Annotated in this window: 23 protein-coding genes; 18 read left to right on the forward strand and 5 right to left on the reverse strand. The window is 53.8% G+C overall.

Annotation, left to right across the window (positions count from 1 at the left end; all coding sequences use genetic code 11):
- Positions 1-44: 44 nt before the first annotated feature.
- Both RTX96_RS19725 and RTX96_RS19730 read left to right on the forward strand, forming a co-directional pair.
- A complete protein-coding gene (locus RTX96_RS19725) occupies positions 45-677 on the forward strand; it encodes a phage repressor protein CI (protein ID WP_312671854.1) in 633 nt (210 codons plus the stop codon).
- Positions 678-680: 3 nt separating this feature from the next.
- Positions 681-1,706, forward strand: a complete 1,026-nt coding sequence (locus tag RTX96_RS19730) for a site-specific integrase (RefSeq protein ID WP_088544957.1) — start codon at positions 681-683, stop codon at positions 1,704-1,706.
- A 290-nt stretch (positions 1,707-1,996) separates the two neighbouring features.
- On the opposite strand, the gene RTX96_RS19735 is transcribed toward RTX96_RS19730, so the two are convergent.
- The gene (locus tag RTX96_RS19735) at positions 1,997-2,359 is read right to left on the reverse strand and encodes a LysR substrate-binding domain-containing protein (protein WP_312671869.1); all 363 of its coding nucleotides are present in this window, start codon (positions 2,357-2,359) and stop codon (positions 1,997-1,999) included.
- Positions 2,360-2,999: 640 nt separating this feature from the next.
- Positions 3,000-4,430, reverse strand: coding sequence for a hypothetical protein (locus RTX96_RS19740; protein WP_312671855.1), 1,431 nt, complete (start codon positions 4,428-4,430; stop codon positions 3,000-3,002).
- 492 nt (positions 4,431-4,922) lie between these two features.
- Here RTX96_RS19740 and RTX96_RS19745 point away from each other — a divergent pair, with 492 nt between their 5' ends.
- Together RTX96_RS19745 and RTX96_RS19750 are read left to right on the forward strand one after the other, a co-directional pair.
- Positions 4,923-5,567, forward strand: coding sequence for a helix-turn-helix domain-containing protein (locus RTX96_RS19745; protein WP_312671856.1), 645 nt, complete (start codon positions 4,923-4,925; stop codon positions 5,565-5,567).
- A gap of 110 nt (positions 5,568-5,677) precedes the next feature.
- The gene (locus RTX96_RS19750) at positions 5,678-7,090 is read left to right on the forward strand and encodes a DNA cytosine methyltransferase (RefSeq protein WP_312671857.1); all 1,413 of its coding nucleotides are present in this window, start codon (positions 5,678-5,680) and stop codon (positions 7,088-7,090) included.
- 42 nt (positions 7,091-7,132) lie between these two features.
- Here RTX96_RS19750 and RTX96_RS19755 read toward each other — a convergent pair whose 3' ends face one another.
- Positions 7,133-7,291: a YqaE/Pmp3 family membrane protein gene (locus RTX96_RS19755; RefSeq protein WP_103818182.1), complete on the reverse strand. Its 159-nt coding sequence runs from the start codon at positions 7,289-7,291 to the stop codon at positions 7,133-7,135.
- 239 nt (positions 7,292-7,530) lie between these two features.
- On the opposite strand from RTX96_RS19755, the gene RTX96_RS19760 reads away from it, so the two are divergent.
- Complete coding sequence (locus RTX96_RS19760) at positions 7,531-7,710, forward strand: hypothetical protein (RefSeq protein ID WP_103818183.1); 180 nt, start codon at positions 7,531-7,533, stop codon at positions 7,708-7,710.
- Between the two features lie 273 nt (positions 7,711-7,983).
- A complete protein-coding gene (alaE, locus tag RTX96_RS19765; RefSeq protein ID WP_103818184.1) occupies positions 7,984-8,433 on the forward strand; it encodes an L-alanine exporter AlaE in 450 nt (149 codons plus the stop codon).
- A gap of 12 nt (positions 8,434-8,445) precedes the next feature.
- Here the strand turns inward: alaE and RTX96_RS19770 are convergent, their stop codons facing one another.
- On the reverse strand, positions 8,446-8,790 hold the full coding sequence (locus tag RTX96_RS19770) for a DUF2002 family protein (RefSeq protein WP_103818185.1): 345 nt from the start codon (positions 8,788-8,790) through the stop codon (positions 8,446-8,448).
- Between the two features lie 161 nt (positions 8,791-8,951).
- Here RTX96_RS19770 and RTX96_RS19775 point away from each other — a divergent pair, with 161 nt between their 5' ends.
- Complete coding sequence (locus tag RTX96_RS19775; protein ID WP_103818186.1) at positions 8,952-9,278, forward strand: DUF883 family protein; 327 nt, start codon at positions 8,952-8,954, stop codon at positions 9,276-9,278.
- 40 nt (positions 9,279-9,318) lie between these two features.
- On the opposite strand, the gene RTX96_RS19780 is transcribed toward RTX96_RS19775, so the two are convergent.
- Positions 9,319-10,647 carry a PLP-dependent aminotransferase family protein gene (locus RTX96_RS19780; protein WP_312671858.1) on the reverse strand — a complete coding sequence of 443 codons (1,329 nt, stop codon included), beginning with the start codon at positions 10,645-10,647 and terminating at the stop codon, positions 9,319-9,321.
- 88 nt (positions 10,648-10,735) lie between these two features.
- On the opposite strand from RTX96_RS19780, the gene RTX96_RS19785 reads away from it, so the two are divergent.
- The 11 genes from RTX96_RS19785 to emrA all read left to right on the forward strand — a co-directional run bounded on the left by RTX96_RS19785 (position 10,736) and on the right by emrA (position 22,098).
- Positions 10,736-11,170 (forward strand): carboxymuconolactone decarboxylase family protein, encoded by a 435-nt coding sequence (locus RTX96_RS19785; protein WP_103818188.1) that lies wholly within the window; start codon positions 10,736-10,738, stop codon positions 11,168-11,170.
- Positions 11,171-11,337: 167 nt separating this feature from the next.
- Positions 11,338-11,598, forward strand: coding sequence for a glutaredoxin-like protein NrdH (nrdH, locus tag RTX96_RS19790; protein WP_312671859.1), 261 nt, complete (start codon positions 11,338-11,340; stop codon positions 11,596-11,598).
- Positions 11,595-12,005, forward strand: a complete 411-nt coding sequence (gene nrdI, locus RTX96_RS19795; RefSeq protein ID WP_103818190.1) for a class Ib ribonucleoside-diphosphate reductase assembly flavoprotein NrdI — start codon at positions 11,595-11,597, stop codon at positions 12,003-12,005. Before nrdH ends, nrdI begins: the two co-directional genes overlap by 4 nt.
- Positions 11,978-14,122, forward strand: a complete 2,145-nt coding sequence (gene nrdE / locus RTX96_RS19800) for a class 1b ribonucleoside-diphosphate reductase subunit alpha (protein ID WP_312671860.1) — start codon at positions 11,978-11,980, stop codon at positions 14,120-14,122. Before nrdI ends, nrdE begins: the two co-directional genes overlap by 28 nt.
- Before the next feature lie 10 nt (positions 14,123-14,132).
- Positions 14,133-15,095, forward strand: coding sequence for a class 1b ribonucleoside-diphosphate reductase subunit beta (gene nrdF / locus RTX96_RS19805; protein WP_312671861.1), 963 nt, complete (start codon positions 14,133-14,135; stop codon positions 15,093-15,095).
- A gap of 352 nt (positions 15,096-15,447) precedes the next feature.
- Positions 15,448-16,650: a glycine betaine/L-proline ABC transporter ATP-binding protein ProV gene (proV, locus tag RTX96_RS19810; RefSeq protein ID WP_312671862.1), complete on the forward strand. Its 1,203-nt coding sequence runs from the start codon at positions 15,448-15,450 to the stop codon at positions 16,648-16,650.
- Positions 16,643-17,734, forward strand: a complete 1,092-nt coding sequence (gene proW / locus RTX96_RS19815) for a glycine betaine/L-proline ABC transporter permease ProW (RefSeq protein WP_103818194.1) — start codon at positions 16,643-16,645, stop codon at positions 17,732-17,734. The genes proV and proW overlap by 8 nt, the downstream gene beginning before the upstream one ends.
- A 65-nt stretch (positions 17,735-17,799) precedes the next feature.
- Positions 17,800-18,795, forward strand: a complete 996-nt coding sequence (gene proX / locus RTX96_RS19820) for a glycine betaine/L-proline ABC transporter substrate-binding protein ProX (RefSeq protein WP_103818195.1) — start codon at positions 17,800-17,802, stop codon at positions 18,793-18,795.
- A 126-nt stretch (positions 18,796-18,921) separates the two neighbouring features.
- Positions 18,922-20,106: an MFS transporter gene (locus RTX96_RS19825; protein ID WP_312671863.1), complete on the forward strand. Its 1,185-nt coding sequence runs from the start codon at positions 18,922-18,924 to the stop codon at positions 20,104-20,106.
- Between the two features lie 163 nt (positions 20,107-20,269).
- Positions 20,270-20,800, forward strand: coding sequence for a transcriptional repressor MprA (mprA, locus tag RTX96_RS19830; protein ID WP_042387615.1), 531 nt, complete (start codon positions 20,270-20,272; stop codon positions 20,798-20,800).
- A gap of 122 nt (positions 20,801-20,922) precedes the next feature.
- Positions 20,923-22,098, forward strand: a complete 1,176-nt coding sequence (gene emrA / locus RTX96_RS19835) for a multidrug efflux MFS transporter periplasmic adaptor subunit EmrA (protein ID WP_103818197.1) — start codon at positions 20,923-20,925, stop codon at positions 22,096-22,098.

Genomic DNA, 22,098 nt, shown 5'->3' on the forward strand with positions numbered 1-22,098 from the left:
ATGGATATTAGGATCACTTTTTATATGCGTCAAGGGGTTTGATTATGAGTTTAATCAAGGCTGGTAACGATAGCGGCGGGCGTGATGCGATCAATAGGCTCATTAAGGCCTACAATTTTAGCTCGCGCCAACAACTGTGCGAGCATCTGTCAGTATCAAAAAGCACTATGGCAAACAGATACTTACGAGATAGCTTTCCCGCTGAATGGGTTATCCAATGTGCTCTTGAAACTGGAATATCTCTTTTATGGCTGGCCACTGGTCAGGGGGAAATGTATGCAATTGACAGCGAGGAAAAAAATCTCAAAAAGGAAACTCCAGTCACAGTAAGACCACTTTCTAAAATCGTTGCTCCCAGCATCAAACACGCGGAGTTGAAGAACGGTGAACTGCAGCCAGATGATGAAATGCTTTTGGATAGCAGGTTGTTAGAGGGTGAGTCTTCAAATTCTTTGTTCGTAAAGACACCTACAGATAGTTTTGTTGTTGATACATCCGTGAAACAGATCAGCAATGGCTTTTGGCTGGTAGATATCGATGGTGTAAAAAGCTTCGTCAAAATCTCACGCATCCCAGGTAATAGGATTGTGGTTCAACAAGATGAAGCATCTTTTGAGTGCTCAGTGGATGATGTTGAAGTCATCGGGCGCGCAGTCAAAGTTATCAAGAGTCTATAACGTATGACTATCAGGAAGCAGCCGAACGGAAAATGGTTGTGCGAGTGTTACCCGACCGGGCGCGACGGAAAGCGAGTACGCAAGCAGTTTGCGACGAAAGGCGAGGCTATAGCATTTGAAAACTTCACCATGGATGAAGTTAACAAAAAGCCCTGGCTGGGAGAAAAGGAAGACCGGCGCCATTTGTCAGAGGTGATTGAGCAATGGCATTCACTCTACGGACAGACCCTTGCGGACCCTAAACGCCTAATGGCGAAACTCAGAATTATTTGCAATGGCCTAGGTGATCCCATTGCATCGGAGTTAACCGCAGGTGATTTCACAAAATACCGGGAAGCCCGGTTAAAGGGGGAAATTAAAAATGAAGATGGCGTACTCATGGCGCCAGTTAAACCCCGGACAGTAAACCTTGAACAACGCAACCTCTCCTCTGTATTTGGCACGCTGAAAAAGATGGGGCATTGGTCAGCACCAAACCCCTTAGCAGGGCTGCCCACATTCAAGATCGCTGAAGGGGAACTGACGTTCCTGGCTGAGGATGAAATCAAACGCCTGCTAGATGCCTGCGCTGATTCTCAAAGTCCTAGCCTGCTGATGATTGCAAAAATTTGCCTGGCGACCGGCGCACGCTGGAGCGAAGCCGAAAACCTGCAGGGACATCAGCTATCAAAGTATCGAATTACCTATACCAAAACCAAAGGTAAGAAAAACAGGACCGTACCTATCTCTCAGGAACTGTACGATGAACTCCCCAAAAACCGAGGAAGGTTATTCACTCCATGCAGAAAAGCTTTTGAGCGTGCAGTGAAACGGGCTGGCATTGATTTACCTGAGGGGCAATGCACCCACGTACTGCGTCATACCTTTGCAAGTCATTTTATGATGAATGGAGGAAACATACTGGTACTGCGCGATATTCTGGGCCACGCAGATATCAAAATGACGATGGTATACGCCCACTTTGCCCCCGACCATCTGGAAGATGCAGTAACAAAAAACCCGCTTCACAATCTTAACTGGAACCGATAATTTATGGCGGCAGATTGGCGGCATAGACTTAAAATCATATAAAACCTGACGAACACCAATTACAATAACATGATGATTTTATTATTAAATATCTGTTTTTATTACTATTAAAATGGTATGTAGGAATTTCGGACGCGGGTTCAACTCCCGCCAGCTCCACCAAAATTCTCCATCGGTGATTACCAGAGTCATCCGATGAAGTCCTGAAAGCCCGCACGGCGCAAGCCCTGCGGGCTTTTTTGTGTCTGCCGTTCACCTAAGGACCAGCCTCTTCTCCGCTATCACACCCTTTATTCCTGTGGCTCATAGCGCAGCGTATCGATAATCAGCGCCAGCGCTAGCAAGAGCTGCCGCTCGCTGGAGTAGAAAATATGGTAACCCTGTTGCACAGGGCACCAATCCTGAAGCACCGCTTGCAGACGCCCGCTCTCCAGCCAGGGGCGAGCGAGGATCTCAGGAACATAGGCCAGCCCATATCCCGCCAGAGCAGCGTTCATCGTGGCGTAGACTGAATTAAAGATCAGCGGCCCGTCGATACGGCATTGCAGAGCGACATCGCGCCTCTTCAGCTCCCAGGCATTAATTCCTTCCCTAAGGGAAAACCGCGTATTGATACAGGCGTGACGTGCTAAATCATCAGGCGTCTGCGGGATGCCTCGGGGTTGTTGGCGTGATAGTCAGCACGGCGGGTGTGATATATCTTGCCTTTTCCAACGTTAGTGGCGGTCAAGGTATGAAAGCCTTTGGCTGGGGGGAGATATTAACCATCACATCTGCCCTTAGCTGGACGTTCTACTGTGCGCTGCTCCGGCTAAAAGATAAGCAAGTAAAAAATACGTGATTTGTTTCCCTTAGCTCGTTGATAGGGAACGCTATCCTGGTTCCGCTATTCATATTACATGTTGTTTTTAAGCAGGAGTTTTCATAGCGTACTCTATCACGTGACTCCATTAGTTATCGCCGACACTATTTTCCTTATTTTTTCCATCATAGCTCTTGTACGTCTTCTGGAGCAGAGGCGTTTCGTTGATTGATATTACGTGTAGCGAAATATACACACATCTTATTCCGGTCTCCGGCGGCCTGATGGGAATCGTTTTTCTTGGCCACAAGTTAGACACTTATCATATCGTTACTCTTGTGCTGATCGTTCAGGGAAGAGATGCGTTTGCTAAATCATTCAGCTAATTAATGTGAATGAGCTATCTATTCAGCGATACTTTAAACGTTAAGGCCCAAACCTACCGTCTGGGCCTTATGAGCATGAGAAAGTTCAGTTATACGAGATGTAAATTATTCTCCCAGTGTTCCATCCTCATTAATATTTTGGGCGCGTACAGGAGTACTGTTATCTACCCATGCGGCAACCGCAAAAGTGTTATCCGTGTTTTTGAGTGAATTATAGGAAGATGCTTGTGTGGCACTTGTTTTTAAGTCAACCGTTTGAGTTGCCCATGTATATTCACCCTGGCTATCAAGCATTGCCGCTCTGATAGTATCATTCTCGACCTCTGTCCTGTTGCGAGAAGGGATCCACATAGCCATTGTGCCATCGTTGAAAGGGTACATGCCTACGGGTTGCGAGCCAATTCCATTAGTATACCACTCCTCCAATTGCACACCTTCATCACTCCAGGCTCGATTTCCGGAACCAGTAATCATCTGTGCCACTACCGTATCATCCTCAAGATACGACTGCTCTTCATTCGGTTTTGTAGCATTCCACAGCGCAAAAGTTGTATCCGTTTCAACGTCATAACTGACAAAAGGAACAAGATCGCTATTGACTGAATTTGTTGAAACAGCTACGCCGATATCGGTGTATTTTAATTGGCCTTCGGATAAAAGATGTTGAATATAGGTTTTTATCTGGCTGTTATTAAGTGGATTAGGCGCCGGGATCGCGAATACTGCGCCGCCTGCACCGTCATCAACGACAGGACATTTTACTCCATCAGTAAGCCCGTTAGAGAGCGAGCCTGGTGTATACACAGTGATAATTTTTTGGGCCCAGGCATTTTTACCCTTTGTAGTGAATTTTTGTGCAAGAAGCTCCCGTTTGGCCTCTTGACCTAGCATGGCTTTGATAAAAGGCGGTGTCGTATAGATAAATGACAGAATCGCCCCACCGTTATCGTCAGGAATAAGATCATTGATGGGCACGGTCATTTTTAAAGGTTCGGTTATTTTCCCATCCCCCCATAATTGCTGCCCATTAGCATCAATTTTTACCGTTCTAATATATTCACCACTAACACTATTCCAGGAGAGAACAATACCGTTATCGCTTGTCACCACGCAATAGACTTGTTCTACAATTTCATCCGCAGGAGAGACAACTACCCCCTCCTCGCCAAAAAGGAACGCCCCTTCAGGTGATAGTTTAAAAACGAGCGCTTTACCGCCAGGCGAATCGAAAGTTGAAGAACCGTCATTAAACCCCGAGTCAATGCCGATTATAATATTATTTTCCGCATCTAAGCTAAAACCAAAATCATAGGTGTAGGTTAAATGGCGCGTCAATACCAGTATACCCTCTGTAGACGGCGCGCTTAACGGCCATAATAGGTTACCGCTTGCATCAATACGTTGTACATACAGCGAGCCAACGCTATCAATCCAGGCGGTATATACCCCACCATCCATAGAGGGTATTGATTTCTGAGAGAGTGCATTGACAGGGTTAGCAACAATAAGACTATTCGATGAATCATTTGACCACATATAATCACCTCTAATTTTTTGTTAATATGGGATAGCCTAAGTGAAAGAAAAGATCGAAACCGGCTGCAAGGCGTGCTTACCTATACTATTAGCTCGGCTTAATTAATAACCTATCATTATAGACAAGGCCCTCTTTCTCTTTTTTGGTCTGACTCAGGCAAAAAAGCCCCATATCCCATCTATTTGTCACCGGTCAATAAGAAGGGCCTTTTACGCTCAGAAAAACGCAGCTCATCATTTTACCTGTTAATCAAGTGAAGCGAGAAAGTTAGCAAGAATACTTGCCGTAAACAACGACTCGTTATAGGTTGGAAAAGGCTGATGATGGCGTCTGTTTAAACAGCCAGATAGCTCCTGAAAACATTAAAATCATTATCAAAATATTATTAATCCGAATCAGATGGTTTATTATTGCCTTTAGGCCTTTCTTTGATTTTTTTCAAACGATAGTATATCCACCCTCAATACGTCCAAGAAGGATAAACAAGAAGAATGGAACTTCATAAAATAAATAAGCCTCTCGACTCGATAAACACTATCTTATCTCAATTTCCTGTCACACAGCCATCTCTGCTTGAACCGGGCCAGACGCTGCCCGTCAAAGCCAAAAATGAACATGGTGCCAGGAGAATCTATTTTCTGCTTGATGGCGCGATGATTAGCTCAGTGGGCGAAAATGAAAAGAAGCAGAATTTGGGCATTATGATGGGCCCCTCTATTATAGGCCTTGCACAACTTGCTCCAGCCGGGACGATTGCTCAGCATGAGGCTATTGTACCCTGTATGGTTGATTCTATTAGCGTTGGCGATTTCATAAAAACAATTGAGGAAAAACATCTCTGGCCTGACGTTATCAACGTCATGGTTACTATAATCAACTCCTTAGCCGCACGGACCGCTACGTCCGGATTGCAGTCAGCCTATGAGATTATTAGAAGCTATCTCATTTATATGAACAGTGAAAATGGACAGACTATTAAAGAGCGCTATACCGTCGTAAAATATATGCAAACGTTCTCCAGACTATCGCGAAGTATCATTCTAAAAATCCTTTCAGAACTTAAAGCGGGTGGGTTTATTGAGATGGAAAAAGGCAGGCTGATTCGTATCAACAGGAATTTGCCCGATCGCTTCTGATGTTGCCGCTGAGGGGCTCAACGGTTACCCGGCACTATTTAACAAAAATTCTTCGTTTCGCTGGGTCAAATGAGTGATATATTTTCACACATTAAACCCAAGGAGAGATCATGGCGGAATTTGATGTGATAGCGCAGGATTTGCTTGAACGTGCGCGTACGCAAGAGGAGCAGCAGCAGGCTCAGGACAGAAAGTTGCTTGATCGGGTCCTGGCCATCTATGGTCAAAAATATGTGGCCGAGCAACTGCGAAAGCTGGGTAAGAGCGAGTGGAGCCGGGAGACACTTAATCGCTGGGTAAACGGTAAGCGCGCGCCCAAATCCCTGACGGCGCTGGAGGCAGAGCTATTACAGAAAATGCTGCCCTCCCCTCCGGCACACCATCCTAATTATGCCTTTCGCTTTATCGATCTTTTTGCCGGTATCGGCGGCATTCGTCACGGCTTTGAAGCCATCGGTGGGCAGTGCGTCTTCACCAGCGAATGGAACAAAAGTGCGGTCCGTACCTACCAGGCTAACTGGTTTAATGACGAAGCGTCGCATCGGTTTAACCAGGATATCCGGGAAGTCACGCTCAGTGCGGATAAAGAGGTGTCTGAAACCGAAGCCTATGTGCACATTGACAATGCTATCCCCGATCATGACGTGCTACTGGCCGGTTTCCCCTGCCAGCCGTTCAGTCTGGCAGGCGTCAGCAAGAAGAACGCCCTGGGCCGGGCTCACGGCTTTGAGTGTGAAGCACAAGGCACCCTCTTTTTCGACGTAGCACGCATTATCAAAGCGAAAAAGCCCGCCATCTTCGTACTGGAAAATGTAAAAAACCTGAAGAGCCACGATAAAGGTAAAACTTTCGCCGTCATCATGGCGACGCTGGAGGAGCTTGGCTATGAGGTTGCCGATGCCGCCGCTGTAGGTAAAGACGATCCCAAGGTTATCGATGGCCGTCACTTCCTGCCCCAGCACCGGGAGCGTATCGTGCTGGTCGGCTTCAGACGCGATCTGGGTATTCATAATGGTTTTACCCTGCGCGACGTTGCCCGTTTCTATCCCGAGCGTCGCCCCACCTTTGGCGAGCTTCTTCAGTCGGATGCTGACAGCAAATACATCCTGTCAGAAAAGCTCTGGCACTATCTTTGGCACTACGCCAAAAAACACCAGGCCCGGGGAAATGGCTTTGGCTTTGGGTTGGTCGATCCGACGCGCGCAGAGAGTGTGGCGCGTACTCTGTCGGCCCGCTACTACAAAGATGGTTCTGAGATTTTAATTGATAGAGGCTGGGATCGGGCGCTTGGCGAAGTGGATTTCACTAACGTTGAAAACCAGCTGCGACGGCCACGACGCTTAACGCCAAGAGAGTGCGCTCGTCTGATGGGCTTTGAAAAGCCTGGGCAGGCACCGTTCCGTATTCCGGTCTCCGATACCCAGGCCTACCGCCAGTTCGGCAACTCCGTCGTGGTCCCGGTTTTCGCTGCCGTGGCGAAGTTACTGGAACCCTACATTCTGCAAGCGGTTAAAAAACGCTAGCGGCGTGATGACTACGGGCAGAGCTTCTGCCCGTGGCTCGCACTATGGACGCGACTGCACCCAGAAGGCGTGAATCAGACCTGGGATGTAACCCAAAAGTGTCAGAATAATGTTCAGGATGAAGGCCATACCAAAGCCCTTGCCAAGCAGGACGCCCAGCGGGGGTAGAATAATAGTCAGTACAATTCGCCAAAAACCCATAATTACTCCCGTGTAAAATTTATCCAGGTGGCTGTAAAAAAAGACATTTTCTCTTTAAGGGTAGCTACTCTGAACGACTCTGCCACTCTTACCCCACGCTTTTACCCTCTTTTACTTACGTTTAAAATTAGACTTACTCTCTCTTAAGGGATTGAACGATAGTTATAATCGATCTAATTGGTTTTCTCAGGCAGCAGGCCTGGCCTATAGTAACTGCATCAAATGACAGGAGAAACGATATGTTTTCAGTTGGTGATTATGTTCAGCCCCGCATCGGCGGACAGAAGCTTAAAGTTGTTGAAGTGAATGAGGACCAGATTGTTGCCGTACCTGCCAGTAACGAGCAGGGTGAAAAGGTAACCATTAAAGCTGCTGATGTCACTCTGTATAAAGAAGAAGGCAACTTCGGCGTCTGCTAACGTACCCTTTTTACGGTGGGCAGAGGCTCACCGTACCTCCCCTCCCCTTAAGTTCCTGATATCTAAACTCTTACACTCCAGGTCCAACAAAAATAACGCAGCGGATAAAAAACAGACAGCCGCAGAGAATGTTATCGACAAAAGCGTGATAAATAAAAATTTTACGCTAGTTGTACGTTGACAGACAGAGATATAATCTATGCACAATCAAAGCCGCACCGTAAAACGCTGGCAAACCCTCCCCTTTTACTGTTTTTATACAGGAGCATTAGCATGTTCTCTCCACAGTCTCGCCTGCGTCACGCTATGGCAGACACGTTTGCGATGGTTGTCTACTGTTCGGTCGTGAACATGCTGATTGAGATTTTACTGTCGGGAATGACCTTCGAGCAGTCTCTCTCCTCGCGACTGGTAGCGATCCCGGTAAACATCCTTATTGCATGGCCCTATGGTCTCTATCGCGATGCGTTTATGCGCCTTGCGCGGCGGATCTCTCCCGCAGGCTGGGTGAAAAACATGGCGGATGTGCTAGCGTATGTGACTTTTCAGTCGCCGGTCTACGTGGCGATCCTGCTAATGGTAGGTGCTGACTGGCATCAGATCGCTGCTGCCGTCAGTTCAAATATCGTAATCTCAATGGTAATGGGCGCAGCCTACGGCTACTTCCTTGATTACTGCCGTCGCCTGTTCCGGGTCAGCAGCTATCATCAGGCCAAAGCCTGATGGCGTGGCGAGTCAGGCCGACTCGCCAAACAGTCCAGTCAAATAACGCTCCAGCGCCATACGCGAACTAAAACCATGCGGAATGCCGTAGTGCTCCTGTGCATCTCCGCCTAAGTAGAGCGGAAAGTGCTGATAGTGATCGCTGGTTTTGATATCTGAAGCCGGTTCAGCCAGCGTCTGGCTGCGCTCTTTCAGCGTAGGGTGAATGACCAGCGCCGTGCGCCCCATCCGAGCTTCACGATTCACATACACATAGTTATCTCCACGACGGTAGCCATAGGCTTTTGGCGTCGCGACGTCCATAGTAAATCCCGCCTTCTCAAGAACGCGTGCCACCTCATCGGGTCGTAAATACATATTTTTTCCTCGTCATCATCTACAGCAGCGCCACCTTACAGTATTGAGCATTAGCAACGCTTTCGGAAAAGTCCATAAACGACGCGTCAACTCGTGATTCACGTCAGAGGTTAAAATTATGCGCTACACTGGTTATTACATCGAAATCAAGGGAGGATCATATGCTTAGAAGACCAAACCGTAACGACGTAGATGCAGGCGTAGACGATATTAATAATGATGTCAGCCAGCTAGCGGACTCTCTGGAGGCGGTATTGAAGTCCTGGGGAAGCGATGCAAAAGATGATGCAGACGGTGCCCGCAGTAAAGCACAGGCGCTGCTGAAAAAGACCCGAGCCAAGCTGCATGGCCGTAACCGTGTTACTCAGGCAGCAACCGATGTTGCAGGCTGTGCCGATAGCTTTGTTAAAGACAGGCCCTGGTGCAGCGTAGGTGCTGCCGCGGCCGCCGGGATCTTCCTTGGCGCGCTGCTGAGCCTGCGTCGATAAATACCCTTAACCCCGTGAGCTAACCCTCACGGGGTTAATTTTATCTCTCCTGCAAGCGCCCTACCCACTTCATCGCCATCTCTGCAGACGTAATATTGGTAAAGCTCATTAAGATCCCACTGCGTACCGGATGTGTGCTATGCCAGTCGCTTAACGCCTGTACCGCCAGCCCTCTCAGCTGCGCCCGCGCAACAATGCTTTTATCATCTCCGTCGATGGCTACCACTAGCTGAATACCGCCGTGTTGGGGAACCACGTTAAATCCGTAGTGAATGAGCGCCGCTTCCAGCCAGGCTCGCCGCTGGGCGTAGTGCAGCCGCATTTTTTTTAGATGACGCCAGAAGTGACCCTGCTGAATAAAGTCCGCTAGCGCATACTGCCACAGGGTAGGAACGCTACACTGGCTACTGTTTATCCGCTGGCGGAACGTCGCAGCTTCAGCGGCTGGCACGACGATCCACGCCGTGCGTATGGCTGGAAACAGAGACTTGCTAAAGGTACCGGTATAGATCACCCGCTGCGGCGCATCAAGGCTTTTTAGCGGCGGCAGCGGCCTGCCGTGGTAGCGGAACTCGCTGTCATAATCATCTTCAATAATCCACGCAGAGTTTTCCGCCGCCCACGCCAGCACCTGCCTGCGCCGGGGCAGCGACAGCGCAACGCCCAGCGGGCTTTGATGGGCTGGGGTGAGCAACGCAAAACGCGCCTGCGGCCAGCGTGCTATCGCAGCATCAATGTCCATTCCGTTCTGGTCCACGGGAACAGGAAAACGCTGTACCCCTTCACGATCGATGGCGGGATAGATCAACGGAAACCCGGGATCCTCCATCCACATGCCATCGCCTGGGCTGGCCAGCGTTTGCAGGATCAGACTCATCGACTGCGCATAGCCTGAGGTAATAAATATCTGCTCCGGCTGGCACTCAATGCTGCGGGAGAAGCGAAGGTAGTCGGCGATGGCCTGACGCAGCATGGCCTCCCCCGCCGGATCCCCGAGCGTGAGATCGAAGCGCGACTGGGTGCGCAGGCGTCGGCTGGTCAGCCGCGCCCACAGCGCGCGCGGGAAGAGATCCAGCGCGGGCAAGCCCATCTGAAACGGCTTCGCCTCATGTTCATTGCTGGAGTGCGCAATGGGTACCGCCGCCGCCGCCAACGGTGAGGTCTGACTGACAAAGGTACCGGCCTGCCCGCGCCGCTCCAGCCACCCCTGCGCCACCAGCTCTCCGTATGCTTGCTCAACCGTCGTACGCGAGACGCCGTTCTCCTGAGCCCATGTGCGGCTCGACGGCAGGCGGCTGCCGGTTTTCAACTCTCCTGAAGTGATGGCGGCCTTAAGCTGCCGGGCAATTTGCTGATAGCGTGCATCCATTATGGTCTGCCTTTTTAATCAAAATATGGCTCTCCAGAGCAGACCATCATAGTGCTACATTTTTGCCATCTTAACGAGGAGAAGAGTCATGACCCAGCTACTACGCCAGCCTTTCTATGAACTTAGCCCGGCCATCTATAACGGCCTGATTCAGGCCAGCCAGGCGCTGGAGCGATGCTCGCTTGATAACACGTTTATTGAGCTTATCTATCTGCGTATTTCACAAATCAACGGCTGCGCTTTTTGCCTGGACAAGCACAGCCGGGCGCTGCGTAAAGCGGGCGTTGAGCAGGCAAAACTCGATGCGTTGGCAGGGTGGCGGATCAGTCACCACTTCAGTGATAAAGAGCAGGCGGCGCTGGCGTGGGCCGAGTCGGTAACCCACATCGCCGACAGCCACGCGGAAGAGCGCGTTTATCAGCCCCTGCTGGCCCATTTTAGCGCTGAGCAGGTGAGCGATCTGACCTGCGCGATCAGCCTGATGAATGCGTTTAACCGCCTCGCCGTTGCCATGCGTCTGTAATTTCAGCCGAAACCTCCCCCGTCCCCGTCGCTATCGTCGACGGGGCATAAATCCGCTCTAAAACCTATATATAGCGTGGTTGATAATTTTTATAACTACATCTAGTATTCCTGTAAGAAAGAACAACATATCCCGGTGCGCTTTTTCGCGCCGACCTGCCATTATAGATGGGAATACGAATCATGCGCATTATTATTTACACTCGAAATGACTGCGTTCAGTGTCACGCTACCAAACGCGCTATGGAGAGCCGCGGCGTTGAGTTTGAGATGGTCAATATCGACCAGGTTCCGGAAGCCGCCGATACCCTGCGCGATCAGGGTTTCCGCCAGCTGCCGGTCGTGATTGCAGGCGACACCAGCTGGTCCGGCTTCCGCCCGGATATGATTAACCGCCTGCTGCATGCCTCCCGCGTCGCCAGCGCATGAGCACCCTCGTCTACTTCTCCAGCAGCTCGGAAAATACGCAGCGCTTTATTGAGCGCCTCGGGCTGCCGGCGGTGCGTATTCCGCTTAACGAGCGCGAGCGCATTCAGGTGGACGTTCCCTACATTCTGATCGTTCCCAGCTACGGCGGCGGCGGTACGGCGGGCGCAGTGCCGCGCCAGGTGATCCGCTTTCTGAACGATCCACAAAACCGGGCGCTGATCCGTGGCGTCATTGCCGCCGGCAACCGGAACTTCGGTGATGCCTATGGCCGCGCCGGGGATGTGATTTCTCAAAAATGCAGCGTCCCTTACCTCTACCGCTTTGAACTGATGGGCACGCAGCAGGATCTCGATAACGTGCGAAAAGGAGTGAGCGAATTTTGGCAACGACAACCGCAGAGCGCGTGATGCAGGCCGCGCCGGACTACCATGCGCTGAATGCCATGCTGAATCTCTATGATTCATCAGGCCACATTCAGTTTGATAAAGATCGTCAGGCGGTAGAGGCGTTTCATACTGCGCATGTGCTGCCGAACACCGTGACCTTTGCCAGCCAGCAGGCGCGGATCGACTATCTGGTGAGTGAAGGCTATTACGACGGTAGCGTGCTGGCGCGCTACGGCCAGGGGTTTGTTGTCGATCTCTTTGCCACCGCCCACAGCAGCGGTTTTCGTTTCCAGACCTTTCTCGGCGCGTGGAAGTTCTACACCAGCTATACCCTAAAAACCTTCGACGGCAAGCGCTATCTGGAGCACTTTGAGGACCGGGTGGTCATGGTCGCCCTGACCCTGGCCCAGGGCGACGAGGCGCTGGCTCGCCAGCTTACCGATGAGATGCTCTCGGCCCGCTTCCAGCCTGCTACCCCTACCTTTTTAAACGCGGGCAAACAGCAGCGCGGGGAGCTGGTCTCCTGCTTCCTGCTGCGCATTGAAGACAATATGGAGTCGATTGGCCGGGCGGTGAACTCGGCGCTCCAGCTCTCCAAGCGCGGCGGTGGGGTAGCCTTCCTGCTGTCGAACCTGCGCGAGGCGGGCGCGCCGATCAAGCGGATTGAAAACCAGTCCTCCGGCGTGATCCCGGTAATGAAGATGCTGGAAGATGCCTTCTCCTATGCTAACCAGCTGGGGGCACGCCAGGGTGCCGGGGCCGTCTATCTGCACGCTCATCATCCGGATATCCTGCGCTTCCTTGATACCAAGCGGGAGAACGCCGATGAGAAGATCCGCATTAAAACCCTGTCGCTAGGCGTGGTGATCCCGGATGTCACCTTCCGCCTGGCGAAGGAGAATGCCCCGATGGCGCTCTTCTCTCCCTATGACGTGGAGCGCATCTACGGCAAGCCCTTTGGCGATATCGCTATCAGCGAACACTATGAGGCGTTAGTCGCTGACGATCGTATTCGCAAGACCACCATCAACGCCCGTGATTTCTTCCAGCGTTTGGCGGAGATCCAGTTCGAGTCGGGCTACCCGTACATCATGTTTGAGGATACGGTCAACCGCGCTAACCCGATTGCCGGGCGGATTAACATGAGCAACCTCTGCTCGGAGATTTTGCAGGTCAACAGCGCCTCGGAGTATGACGAGAACCTCGACTACGCCCAGACCGGACACGACATCTCCTGCAACCTTGGCTCGCTGAATATCGCCCACACGATGGATTCCCCTGACTTTGGCCGCACCGTGGAGACCGCCATTCGCGGGCTGACGGCGGTATCGGACATGAGCCACATTCGCTCCGTGCCTTCGATTGAGGCAGGCAACGCCGCGTCGCATGCCATTGGCCTTGGGCAGATGAACCTGCACGGCTACCTGGCCCGGGAAGGCATCGCCTACGGCAGCGAAGAGGGGATCGACTTTACTAACCTCTACTTCTACACCGTTACCTGGCATGCGTTGAATACCTCCATGATGCTGGCCCGAGAGCGTGGAGAGCGCTTTGCCGGATTTGAGCAGTCGCGCTACGCCAGCGGCGAGTACTTTACGCAGTACATTGAGGAGCGCTGGCAGCCAAAAACCGAGGCCGTGCGCGCGCTGTTTGCCCAGGCGGGAATTGTCCTGCCGACGCAGGCGATGTGGCGTCAGCTGCGCGATGACGTGATGCGCTACGGCATCTACAACCAGAATTTGCAGGCCGTACCGCCCACCGGCTCCATCTCCTACATTAACCATGCGACCTCCAGCATCCACCCCATTGTGTCAAAGATTGAGATCCGCAAGGAGGGGAAAACCGGGCGCGTCTACTACCCTGCCCCGTTTATGACCAACGACAACCTGCATCTCTATCAGGATGCCTACGAGATCGGCCCTGAGAAGATCATCGATACCTACGCGGCGGCCACCCGTCACGTCGATCAGGGCCTCTCCCTGACCCTCTTCTTCCCGGATACCGCCACTACCCGCGATATTAACCGGGCGCAGATCTATGCCTGGAAGCGGGGCATCAAGACGCTCTACTACATTCGCCTGCGCCAGCTGGCGCTGGAAGGCACTGAAATTGAAGGCTGCGTGTCATGCGCGCTGTGAGGAGAAGAGGATGAGCCGTTTATCACGGGTTAGCGCCGTTAACTGGAACATTATTCAGGATGATAAGGATCTGGAGGTCTGGAACCGGCTGACCAGCAATTTCTGGCTGCCGGAGAAGGTGCCGCTGTCGAACGACATTCCCGCCTGGCAAACGCTAAGCCACGCCGAGCAGCAGCTGACGATCCGCGTCTTCACCGGGCTGACGCTGCTGGACACCATTCAGAACGGCGTCGGCGCACCGGCGCTGATGGCCGACGCCATGACGCCTCACGAAGAGGCGGTGATGTCCAACATCAGCTTTATGGAGGCGGTACACGCCCGCTCCTACAGCTCGATATTCTCCACCCTCTGCCAGACCAACGACGTGGATGCCGCCTACGCCTGGAGTGAGGAGAACGCCCCGCTCCAGCGTAAGGCGCAGATTATCCTGCAGCACTACGCCGCTGACGCACCGCTGAAGAAGAAGATCGCCAGCGTCTTCCTGGAGTCGTTCCTCTTCTACTCCGGCTTCTGGCTACCGATGTACTGGTCCAGCCGGGGCAAACTAACCAACACTGCCGATCTTATCAGGCTGATCATCCGCGATGAGGCGGTGCACGGTTACTACATTGGCTATAAGTACCAGCGCGGGCTGGAAAAAGTGGATGCTGGCGAGCGGGAGGCGTTAAAAAGTTTCGCCCTCGATCTGCTGATGGATCTCTACGATAACGAGCTGGCCTACACCGAGGCGCTCTACGCGGGAACCGGCTGGGAAGAGGAGGTGAAGGCTTTCCTCTGCTACAACGCTAACAAGGCGTTGATGAACCTTGGCTATGACGCGCTCTTCCCGCCGGAGATGGCCGACGTGAACCCGGCTATCCTGGCGGCGTTGTCACCAAACGCAGATGAAAACCATGACTTTTTCTCCGGCTCCGGCTCCTCCTACGTGATGGGTAAAGCGGTGGAAACTGAAGACGCGGACTGGGATTTTTAATTGTTATTTTGGCGGGCCCTATTCCCGGCTGGCCCGCCAGGATATTTCCCAAAACCGTCATTCATATTACAAATCTATTTCTTTCTAACGTATGGTTAACCACTGCTAATTATTCCTCTGAAGTCTATAAATTCGGAGGAATTTCCGTTGCCGTAGCAAAAAAATTGCCTCCCTGCATATCGCCGCCAGGCCCTTATATCACTGGAAGTCGCGCCGTTCGCGGTTCGGCAAATTCCATGCCAGAGTGCAATTGAGGGTTGTCTCAGATTCTCACTGTGCTAGGGTATAGCCCGTTCATTATTTCCAGCAGGATTGGTATTGATATAAATAAATACGGGAACCTTTTTATTGCATGGCAATTAAACTTGAAGTAAAAAATCTCTATAAGATATTTGGCGACAATCCGCAGCGAGCGTTCAAATATATCGAAAAAGGACTTTCGAAAGCACAGATTCTGGAAAAAACAGGGCTATCGCTTGGCGTTATCAACGCCAGTCTGGCCATTGAAGAAGGCGAGATCTTCGTCATCATGGGGCTCTCCGGATCGGGGAAATCGACCATGGTTCGCCTTCTCAATCGCCTGATTGAACCCACCCGCGGCCAGGTGCTGATTGATGGCGTAGATATCGCCAAAATATCAGACGCCGAGCTTCGCGAGGTGCGCAGGAAACAGATTGCGATGGTCTTCCAGTCATTCGCGCTAATGCCACACATGACCGTCCTGGACAATACGGCGTTTGGTATGGAATTAGCGGGAGTGCCTGCCAGCGAGCGCCAGACTAAAGCGCTCGATGCGCTGCGTCAGGTTGGGCTGGAGAACTACGCTCACGCTTACCCGGATGAGCTCTCCGGCGGCATGCGCCAGCGCGTGGGCCTTGCTCGCGCCCTGGCCATCAACCCCGATATTCTGCTGATGGACGAAGCGTTCTCGGCTCTCGATCCGCTGATCCGTACTGAGATGCAGGACGAGCTGGTGAAGCTTCAGTCCCGCCAGCAGCGCACCATTGTTTTTATTTCCCACGATCTCGACGAAGCCATGCGCATCGGCGACCGCATCGCCATTATGCAGGGCGGCGAAGTGGTGCAGGTCGGCACGCCGGATGAGATCTTAAATAATCCGGCTAACGACTACGTACGCACCTTCTTCCGGGGCGTGGACATCAGCCAGGTCTTTAGCGCCAAGGATATTGCTCGCCGTAGCCCGGTTGGCCTGCTGCGTAAAGCCCCCGGCTTTGGTCCGCGCTCGGCGCTGAAGCTGCTGGAGGACGAAGACCGCGAGTATGGCTACGTCATTGAGCGCGGCAACAAGTTTGTCGGCACGGTCTCCATCGACTCCCTGAAAGCGGCGCTGAGCCAGCAGCAGGGTATCGACGCGGCGTTGATTGACTCTCCGGCTCCGGTCGATGCAGAGACGCCGCTCAGCGAACTGCTCTCCCACGTAGGTCAGGCACCCTGTGCCGTGCCGGTAGTGGGTGAGGAGCAACAGTACGTCGGCATCATCTCAAAACGGATGCTGCTGCAGGCTTTAGATCGCGAGGGGGCAAACAATGGCTGATCAATCTAATCCGTGGGGAACCACCGAGGCGGCAGACGCCGCACAATCTACCGCAACGCAATCTACCGCAACGCAATCTGCCGACGCCTGGGGCGGCTCTCCGGCGGCGGCACCGACCGACGGTGGCAGCGCAGACTGGCTGAACAGCGCCCCGCCTGCGCCGGAACACTTCAACATTATGGATCCGTTCCACAAGACGCTGATCCCGCTGGACAGCTGGGTAACAACCGGTATCGACTGGGTAGTTTCCCACTTCCGTCCGGTATTCCAGGGCATCCGCGTGCCGGTGGACTATATCCTTAACGGCTTCCAGCAGCTGCTGCTGGGCATGCCTGCCCCGGTGGCCATCGTGGTCTTTGCGCTGATCGCCTGGCAGTTTGGCAGCGCGGGCATGGGCATCGCTACCCTGGTGTCGCTGATCCTGATCGGTGCGATCGGTGCCTGGTCGCAGGCGATGATCACCCTGGCGCTGGTGCTGACCGCCCTGCTCTTCTGCGTGGTGATTGGCTTGCCGATGGGGATCTGGCTGGCACGCAGCCCGCGGGCGGCGAAAATTATTCGCCCGCTGCTGGATGCGATGCAGACGACGCCCGCGTTTGTCTACCTGGTGCCGATCGTTATGCTGTTCGGTATCGGCAACGTGCCGGGCGTGGTGGTGACCATTATCTTCGCCCTGCCGCCGATCGTGCGTCTGACCATCCTGGGTATTAACCAGGTACCGGAAGATCTGATCGAAGCGTCACGCTCGTTCGGGGCCAGCCCGCGCCAGATGCTGTTTAAAGTGCAGCTGCCGCTGGCGATGCCGACCATCATGGCCGGTGTCAACCAGACGCTGATGCTCGCCCTCTCGATGGTGGTCATCGCCTCGATGATCGCCGTGGGCGGCCTCGGCCAGATGGTGCTGCGTGGTATCGGCCGTCTCGATATGGGGCTTGCCACCGTCGGCGGCGTCGGGATCGTGATCCTGGCGATCATTCTTGACCGCCTGACCCAGGCCGTGGGCCGCGACTCCCGCAGCCGTGGCAACCGCCGCTGGTATACCTCTGGTCCGGTTGGATTAATCACCCGCCCTTTCATTAAGTAAGTTCTTGCCCGGCGGCGCTCAGCTTGCCGGGCCTACCTACCCCTTCCCATAATTAAGGAACAACGATGCGACATAGCGTACTTTTTGCCACAGCGTTTGCCACCCTTGTCTCAACCAGCACCTTCGCCGCTGACCTGCCGGGCAAAGGCATGACCGTTCAGCCAATACAGAGCACCATCTCCGAAGAGTCTTTCCAGACTCTGCTGGTCAGCCGCGCCCTTGAGAAGCTAGGCTACACCGTGAATAAAGCCAGCGAAGTGGACTACAACGTAGGTTACACCTCTATTGCCTCCGGCGATGCCACCTTTACCGCGGTCAACTGGCAGCCGCTGCATGACGACATGTACGCCGCCGCCGGTGGTGATAAGAAGTTCTACCGTGAAGGCACCTTTGTCTCCGGCGCGGCGCAGGGTTACCTGATTGATAAGAAAACCGCTGAGAAGTACCACATCACCAATATTGAACAGTTGAAGGATCCGAAGATCGCCAAACTGTTCGATACCAACGGTGACGGTAAAGCTGACATGATGGGCTGTTCGCCAGGCTGGGGCTGTGAAGCGGTCATTAACCACCAGAACAAAGCCTTCGATCTGGAGAAAACCGTCAACGTCAGCCACGGCAACTACTCGGCGATGATGGCCGACACCATTGCCCGCTTCAAAGAGGGCAAGCCGGTGATCTACTACACCTGGACCCCGTACTGGGTGAGCGACGTGCTGAAACCGGGTAAAGATGTGGTCTGGCTGCAGGTACCCTTCTCCTCCCTGCCGGGCGAGCAGAAGGATATCGACACCAAGCTGCCGAACGGCATGAACTATGGCTTCCCGGTGAACACCATGCATATCGTTGCCAACAAAGCCTGGGCAGAGAAAAACCCGGCGGCGGCGAAGCTCTTCTCCGTGATGAAGCTGCCGCTGGCGGACATCAACGCCCAGAATGCGATGATGCACGCGGGCAAAGCCTCGGAAGCGGATATCCAGGGCCACGTCGACGGCTGGATCAAAGCCCACCAGCAGCAGTTTGACGGCTGGATCAAAGAGGCGCTGGCCGCGCAGCAGTAAGTTCTCCCTCCCTCACCTGCCGGTGGGGGAGCATTTTTTCAACAGCACGAACCGACACACGATCCCTCCCCACGCTCCGACGAATTCGTTATGATAAATAATCATTTATCTGAATATCGCCTACTCATGACCAAATCTACCCATCCGCTCAGCCCCGCGCTGATTGTGCTTATGTCCGTGGCCACCGGCCTTACCGTGGCCAGCAACTACTATGCCCAGCCTCTGCTCGATACCATCGCGCGCGCCTTTTCGCTCTCCTCCAGCCAGGCCGGTTTTATCGTCACCGCCGCCCAGCTCGGCTACGCGGCAGGCCTGCTGCTGCTGGTGCCGCTGGGCGATATGTTTGAGCGCCGGACGATGATCGTCGTGATGACCCTGCTGGCTGCAGGCGGCATGTTAATTACCGCCACCAGCCAGTCGCTGGGCATGATGATCCTCGGTACCGCCCTCACCGGTCTCTTTTCGGTGGTGGCGCAGATCCTTGTGCCGCTGGCCGCGACCCTCGCCACCCCGTCGAAGCGCGGCAAGGTGGTAGGGACGATCATGAGCGGCCTGCTACTGGGGATCCTGCTGGCACGCACCGTGGCCGGACTGCTGGCGAACCTCGGCGGCTGGCGTACGGTCTACTGGGTGGCCACCGTCCTGATGGTGGTGATGGCCTTTGCCCTCTGGCGCGGCCTGCCCAAGGTCAAGCAGGACAATCATCTTAACTACTTCCAGCTGCTCGGCTCGGTGTTCTCCCTCTTTACCCGTGACAGGCTGCTGCGTACCCGCGCCGTGCTGGGCTGCTTTACCTTTGCCAACTTTAGCATCCTCTGGACCTCTATGGCCTTCCTGCTCGCTGCCCCGCCCTTTAACTACTCCGAGGGCGTCATCGGCCTGTTTGGCCTGGCGGGTGCCGCGGGTGCGCTCGGTGCGCGTCCCGCGGGCAGCCTGGCGGATCGCGGTAAATCACATCTGACCACCACCTGGGGCCTGCTGCTGTTGCTGCTGTCGTGGATTGCTATCTGGTTCGGCCACGCCTCGGCGCTGGCGCTGATCGTCGGGATTGTCGTACTGGATCTCACGGTGCAGGGGGTGCATATCACCAACCAGACGGTAATCTACCGCGTTAAGCCGGAGGCGCGTAACCGCCTCACCGCAGGCTATATGACCAGCTACTTTATCGGCGGCGCGGCCGGGTCGCTGATCTCCGCCAGCGCCTGGCAGCACGACGGCTGGCGCGGCGTCTGCCTGGCCGGCAGCCTGATGGCGTTGCTCAATTTGCTGGTCTGGTGGCGCGGTTATCACCGGCAATCGGCTACCGAGTAACCGTTCATTGACCTTTTGTTGACTTAGGTAACGGCGGGGGTGGTAAGGTATCCCCCGCTTGGTGACGGTTTCAGTTCCTTAATGTATATCCACAATTAATACATTTACTTTATTTGTCACTATCGTTACTATATCGGCTGTAACTAATGAGGTCATGCCCAAAATGGATAGTTCGTTTACGCCCATTGAACAAATGCTAAAATTTCGCGCCAGTCGCTATGAGGATTTCCCGTTTAATGAGATCCTTCTCACCCGTCTGTGCATGCACATGCAGGGGAAGCTGCTGGATAACCGCAATAAGATGCTGAAAGCTCAAGGGATTAACGAGACGTTATTTATGGCGTTAATTACGCTGGAGTCTCAGGAAAACCACAGTATTCAACCCTCTGAGCTGAGCTGTGCGCTGGGTTCGTCCCGTACTAACGCGACCCGTATCGCCGATGAACTGGAAAAGCGCGGCTGGATCGAACGTCGCGAAAGCGATAACGATCGCCGCTGCCTGCATCTGCAGCTGACCGATAAAGGTCATGAGTTTTTACGTCAGGTGCTGCCCCCGCAGCATAACTGCCTGCATCAGCTCTGGTCTTCGCTTACCGTAGAAGAGAAAGAGCAGCTTGAGCAGATCACCCGTAAGCTGCTTACTCGCCTGGATGAGATGGATGAACAAGACGTCATCCTTGAGGCGCTGCGCTAACGCGCCCATCCGCACGACAATCCTGATTACATAAGAAATTGCCAGGCCAGCACAGCGTGCTGGCCTTTTGGTGAACAGGTCGGCTCAGCCGATGTGAAATAATAAGATCGTGGAGAACAAACATGAGCGCAAATGCGGAGAGTCAAGCCCCGCAGCAACCGGTCAACAATAAGAAGGGTAAGCGTACGCGCATCCTGCTTATTTTGGCCTTGCTCTTTATCGTTATTGCCGTGGCATATGGGATCTATTGGTTTTTAGTTCTGCGTCATCATGAAGAGACCGATGACGCTTACGTGGCAGGGAACCAGGTTCAGATCATGGCGCAGGTGTCCGGCAGCGTGACAAAAGTCTGGGCCGACAACACCGACTTTGTGAAAAAGGGTGACGTGCTGGTCACGCTGGATCCGACTGACGCTCAGCAGGCGTTTGAGAAAGCGCAGACCGAGCTGGCCTCCAGCGTGCGCCAGACCCGCCAGCTGATGATCAACAGCAAGCAGTATCAGGCCAATATTGAAGTACAGAAGACCGCCCTCGCCCAGGCGCAGAGCGATCTCAACCGCCGCGTGCCGCTGGGTACGGCTAACCTGATTGGCCGTGAAGAGCTGCAACACGCCCGTGACGCTGTGACCAGCGCCCAGGCCCAGCTCGACGTGGCGGTTCAGCAGTATAACGCCAACCAGGCGATGATCCTTGGCACCCGCCTGGAAGATCAGCCTGCCGTGAAGCAGGCCGCGACTGAAGTCCGCAACGCCTGGCTCGCCCTGCAGCGTACTAAAATTGTTAGCCCGATGACCGGCTACGTCTCCCGCCGTGCGGTACAGCCTGGCGCGCAGATCAGCCCCTCTACCGCGCTGATGGCTGTCGTCCCGGCCTCTGGCCTGTGGGTCGACGCTAACTTTAAAGAGACCCAGCTGGCGCACATGCGCATTGGCCAGACGGCGACCGTGGTGAGCGATATTTACGGCGACGAGGTGACCTACACCGGTAAGGTGGTCGGTCTCGATATGGGTACCGGCAGTGCCTTCTCGCTGCTTCCGGCACAAAACGCCACCGGGAACTGGATCAAAGTGGTTCAGCGTCTGCCGGTGCGTATTGAGCTGGATGCCAACCAGCTCTCCCAGCATCCGCTGCGTATTGGCCTGTCGACGTTGGTGACGGTAGATACCAGCAACAGCGACGGTCAGGTGCTGGCCAGCCAGGCTCGCTCTACGCCAGCCTATGAGAGTAACGCGCGGGAGATCGGTCTTGAGCCGGTTAATACCCTGATTAACGATATCGTGCAGGCCAACGCGGGCTAA

This window comes from Pseudescherichia sp. (assembly GCF_032052675.1).
Classification (GTDB): Bacteria; Pseudomonadota; Gammaproteobacteria; order Enterobacterales; family Enterobacteriaceae; genus Pseudescherichia.